The 5,134-nt window shown below is 63.0% G+C and carries 3 protein-coding genes; all 3 read right to left on the bottom strand.

The features are described 5' to 3' along the window. Positions 1 to 2,608 (bottom strand): carbohydrate-binding domain-containing protein (locus Q5064_RS11270; RefSeq protein WP_302964745.1); only part of this gene is annotated, 2,608 nt, incomplete at its 3' end. Positions 2,609 to 2,803: 195 nt separating this feature from the next. Next, positions 2,804 to 3,406 (bottom strand): RloB family protein, encoded by a 603-nt coding sequence (locus tag Q5064_RS11265; RefSeq protein ID WP_302964743.1) that lies wholly within the window; start codon positions 3,404 to 3,406, stop codon positions 2,804 to 2,806. Beyond that, complete coding sequence (locus Q5064_RS11260) at positions 3,399 to 4,748, bottom strand: ATP/GTP-binding protein (RefSeq protein ID WP_302964741.1); 1,350 nt, start codon at positions 4,746 to 4,748, stop codon at positions 3,399 to 3,401. The genes Q5064_RS11265 and Q5064_RS11260 overlap by 8 nt, the downstream gene beginning before the upstream one ends. Between the last annotated feature and the right edge of the window lie 386 nt (positions 4,749 to 5,134).

Here is a 5,134-nt window from a genome sequence, read left to right as displayed (position 1 = left end):
CGTCGAGGTTGGTGGGGTCCAGGTAGTAGACCACGCGCACCGTCTCGCGGCCCTCCTCGCCCGAGACGACCTCGTAGGAGGAGCCGAGGGACTTCTCGATGACCTCCTCGGTGAGGTCGATGGGATCGCCCACGGGCTGGCCGTCGATCATCACCTGGAACCTGCCCGTGGGGGCCTTGCAGGTGACGGCCGTGCCCTTGGCCGAGCGTATGTCGAAGGCGAGGCGCAGGCGGTTGCCGGGCTCGGAGTCGGTCTCCTTCACGATCTCGTAGGAGGAGCCGTCGGCGGACAGGCGCACCCAGGCCGCGCCGTCGTTCTCGGCGATCTTCACCACGGCGGGCACCGGGGTGATCTCGCACCAGCCGTAGGCGCGGTGGCCGTAGTAGCTCTCCTTGTAGTCGGGCTCGCCGGAGTACTGCGTGGAGGTCATGGTGAAGCGAGAGAGGCCCGTGTCGCTCGGCGTGGTGTCGGAGGGCTGCTCGGCGCCGAGCTTGCCCGTCTCGGCGTCGTAGACCTGGATGAGGTAGCTGATCTTGTCCCAGATGGGCTTGTTGTCGTCGCCGCCGGAGCTGATGGAGTCGTCCTCGCTCAGCTCCTTCACCTGGTAGGACAGGCCGTCGTACTTCTTCTTCACCACCGGCACCGTCACCATGCCGTTCTCGTCCTTCGTGTCTCCGTACTTGCGCTGCTCGTAGGTGCTGAGCGCGTCGTAGGGCACCTGGGCGGTGCCGGTGGACCCGTCGGCCGCGGCCTGGTCGAAGAAGTCGTCCTGCAGGTCGAAGAACACGTAGCGCTTGAGGTTGGTGTCGCCGCCCGTGCCGCCGGCGGGACGGTACAGAGGCTCTACCGGCACGGGGCTCCCGTCGGGCCCCTCGTAGGACAGCTGCACGGTCACCTGCTGGGCCGCCTGGTCGGGAGTCAGCCAAAGATATAGGAAGCCCTCATTGAACTGGGCGGGTGCGCCATACCCCACTTCCTCTCCGCCGACGAGCAGCGTCCACGAGGTGATGGTGCGGTCGAGGTTCACCGTCTCGCCCTCGGGGGTGAGGTCCTCGAGATCCTTGGTGAGGTTGATGGTGATAAGCTCCACCTGATCGGTTCGGTTAGGAGTGATCTTCCCGTCCTCGTCCTCGGTATAGGAGCCGTAGGCCACCCCGTCGAAGCGGAACTTGCCGCCCGTGGTGCTCACCTTTACCGAGCCGCCCGAGATGACCACGTTGGCCGCCCAATCTGTAACAGAGCTGCTGCTAGGGGGTTTGGTGCCCGCGCCGCCGATATCCATGGCCGTAGCCAGATCAGTGCCGCCTTTGGGGATCATGGTGCCGCCCGTGATGAGAATAGTGTAATCGCGATTGTCGCAGGTGTTGCAAGAGCCATAGCAGGCGCGGCCGAAGCCGTTGCCATGCGCTCCGCCGTTGGATTCGGTATAGCCGCCATTGATGCGGACGTTGCCCGTACCGCCCGGGTGAGTGGACTTCGTCAGACCTGTCGGTAATGTCACACTCTGGTTGTAGCCGCCGCCGATGCCGGCGCCATGATAACCGCCCTGAGCCGTAATGCGGCCGCCGTTGATGGTGATCCACTCGTCAGGCGATGTGCCTGCCGCCCCGCGCCCGCCGCCGATCCCGGCACCGCCGCCACCTGAACTGTCGGGGTTCGTGGCATTGAGAATGCCGCCATTGAAGGTCATGGAACCGCCGTCCTCTCCCCAGGCGCCGCCGAGGGCCGCTGCGTTGGTGCCTCCCTTTACCGTGAGGATGCCGGGATTCAGGCTGTCGATGAGCGTAAGGTAGTCGCCCTCGCTTGTGCGGGTAACTCCCGTGTTATCCACGTACACCGTACCAGCAGGGATCTGCCCCTTCTCGGGTGTAATGAGGTTGCCCGACACATCAACATTAGGCACCTCGTCATCGATAGTCAGCACAGCGCCTGTGCCGCAGTGCAAACCGGGCCAAGACCCATTGGTACTCGTGAGGGCATTCGATTTCCCGTCAGCCAAAACAAGATGAGCCTCGCCGCCCGCTTTGATGTCAAGCGCCGGAGTAGCGGAGGAGGAGATGCTCAGGCCGTCAAGCGTGATGTGGGCCTGCACGCCCGCGGGCACAACGAGCGTGGTAGCTGTGCTGGTGCCAGAGATGATGAAGGGCGCATCGGTGTTGATGGTGAGCAGGTTGCCCGCCAAGGTGAAGTCGCTCGCCTGGATGCCCTCGCCCACCATGGTGAGGCCGCCGAGGGTCACGGTGTTGCTCTGGGCCGCAGGCTCGCTCTCCGAGGCAAGGGTTGCACTCGCGGGAGCCGGCTCCCCTGAGCCGTCGGCGACCTGGGCGGCGCGGCCGAGGTACTGGACCCCGAGGCTCGCCGCATGGGCGGCGCTCTCGGCGGCCGTGCCGGCGGAAGCGTCCGCCTCGCCGTCTGCGGGCTCGCCCGCGCCCGCATCGGACACGGCGGCATCAAAGCCGCCGGAGTCTATCTCAGAAGCGAGGGGGGGGGTAGGCGTGTTTTCCTCATCCGCGAAGGCGGTGAGCGCCGTGGTCGGCATCATGAGCCCGCAGGCGAGCACGGCCGCCATGGCCCCGCGGAGGAGTCGGTGCTGGTGCGTCTTCCTCATGTCTTTCATCTCCTGGCTCTCTATCGTCGAGGGCGCCTGCGCTCCGTAGCCGCGCCGTTGCGCTCCCGTTACCAAGCTGTAGATAACTGCCGATTATATACCCAAGTCGGGGCGCAGAAAAGCGTGAGTTTTCCCATCACAAAAGAAGAGCCGCCAGACGGCGGCTCTTCGGGGAGGCGACGCGGAGAGCCCCTCCTACCCCAGGAGCCGCTCGGCCAGGAGATGGGCATCGGTCATGCCCGGCGCAGGAAAGACTTCCGAGCAGGCGGAGCGTTTGCTTCGCGCACGAAGAATCGCCTGCTCTACTTCCGAGCGGTTAAACTGGCCGCATCGAATGCGCTTCGCATAGCGCGGCATATGGCGCTTGAGGGCCGCATCCACCTTCGACGGGGTGGTGCAGCCGTTTCCCTTCTCGAAGTGCATGAGGAGAAACAACTCGAACTTCGGATTGCTTACGACCACATGGTGCCGCGGGTCGGCGCAAGCCCACTCCCGCAGCACGCGAAACTCCTCTGCAGGCCATTCGTCATTGTCGACAACAAGCCACGCCTCATCCTGAGGCCGGAAATCACGATCTCTCAGCGCCTTTTGAAATCGCTTGAGGACCTGAACGGGATTGCGTCTGTCAGGATGGATGTCGCGCGGGAAGCGAACGGCCTTGTCCGCGTTTCTGAAGACGTCCATGCTGAAATAGTCGCGTTCCGTCTGCCCCTCGGCGCTTATCCAGCAAACACTCCGGTACGGGCGGGTCTCTATTCTGCTCCGCCTGAGCTCGGAATCCTTTCTCTTCCTAATCACGGGAGACCACCTCCGTGAGCATGGGAATGCCTCCGAAACGCCCGTCAAGGTAACTGCGGACAAGGTCTTTGTCGAAACGTATGCCCTCGAACTCCGCAAGGCTAACGAGATCGGAGCAGCCGTCGGTTCCCCGCTGAGCAATGAACATCTCGTCCCGCCGCATGAGACGCTGATCCATGAGAAGCAAATCGTGGGTCGTGAAGAGGAGCTGCTTTCTCGTTTCAGGGCCGCATGTCGCCGTGAAGTCCTCGATGAGACGCGCCGTCAGCATCGTGTGGAAGCAACGGTCGAGCTCGTCCACAATGCAGACCTTGGAGGCGGCGCGCCCGTCTGCTCCCACCAGGTCGAAGAGCATGGGGAGCAGCCCGAGCAGACGCTGGGTCCCGGAAGATTCCGCCGTCAGATTCAGGGCTCGCGCTTCACCATCGGGGCCGCGATGGAGGGCCTTTATCTTCTCGGCCTCCAGCCGTCCCTCCGTCTTGCTGACCGTGATAACTTCGAAACCGTAGTCCCCCGCTGCGCGGTCGGCCACCAAGGTGATGACCTCGTCTTCGGCCAAGGAGCGCATCGCCTTATCCAGCGAAGGATCCTCAGGAAGCAAGTCGACGGCCACCGGCTCCCCCATCAGGCCGACGATGCCGGTGTCGAGACGCGACAGCGTGTCTCCGGCGAACTCCAGAAAGCCAGCCCGAGTTCCGACGGCCTTCGCGAAGCTCCACGAATGGGATTCCACCCCCACCAGCTCGAGCACCTCGGAGAACCAGCGGTATGCACCCTCCAACTCGGCGATGTTTTGAGCGACAGCGCTTCCGAGGAACAGCTGGTTTGGCCGCGTGCTCTTCGCGGCATACTCCACATGCCCCGGATCGGAGAAGAAACTCTCGCGGAACACGAAGGACGAGCTGTCGCCGCCAGGCTCTCGCTCATATATATAGGACGCCGCCCTTTCCGTCAGCGTCTCCAGGGACTCGTAGACAACCCCGGTCCGCACAGCTTCCACCACGTAGCGGTACACCACCTCCCCGCTCAGAAAGGTGATCTCGAATTCGACGGGCTTTTGAGAGGCATTCTCTTGGAGAAGAAACGGCTGCAGGGGCAGCCGGCCATCAACGCCGACATCCTCGACAACAAGATTCCGCAGTGCCGTTATTGCCTTGAACAGCGCCGTCTTGCCCGAGGCGTTTCCACCGTAGACGGCGCCCACCGGCAGCGCCCATCGGCTCCGGTAGCCCGGAATCTTGGCCAAGGTGCCCTTGTGCTGCCGTTCGAGCGAGCCTATCAAGGGAAGATCCACCGCATGTTGGTAGGACATCCAATTCTTAACCGTGAAGTTCAGCAGCATGTCGCCCTCCTTTCATCGAAAGTGATAGTATCACATTCGATGCATATTTGAACTCGGCTATCTGAGCTTAGATTGGCAGCGAGCGCCAAAGGAGAAAATAGACCTTGCAACCAAGAAGCTGATTCGCGATTTCGTTGCACTCTTCTTTTGCGATACTCTCATCCGACTATTCAACGGCAGGCAACGAAAACGCCGATCGCCTTTTTCGTTGCATCCGACACTCATCGGCAATAAGACAAAACGCCCAGAACCGGCCGGGAAAAGGAAAGGGAGCCGCCAAATGGCGGCTCCCCTGGCTCTCTTCAGGCGAGAGAGGCTCTACCAGTCCCGACGGCGGCGCTGGACGGCGAGCAGGAGCAGCACGGCGCCGGCGCCCAGGGCGGCCA

This window comes from uncultured Adlercreutzia sp. (assembly GCF_958431955.1).
In the GTDB taxonomy this organism is placed as follows: domain Bacteria; phylum Actinomycetota; class Coriobacteriia; order Coriobacteriales; family Eggerthellaceae; genus Adlercreutzia.
This window is presented reverse-complemented; position numbering and strand designations above follow the sequence as displayed.

Coding starts and splice junctions, on each gene's coding strand:
- Q5064_RS11260 (WP_302964741.1), bottom strand. CDS start 4,748: ATGCTGCTGAACTTCACGGTTAAGAATTGGATGTCCTACCAACATGCG.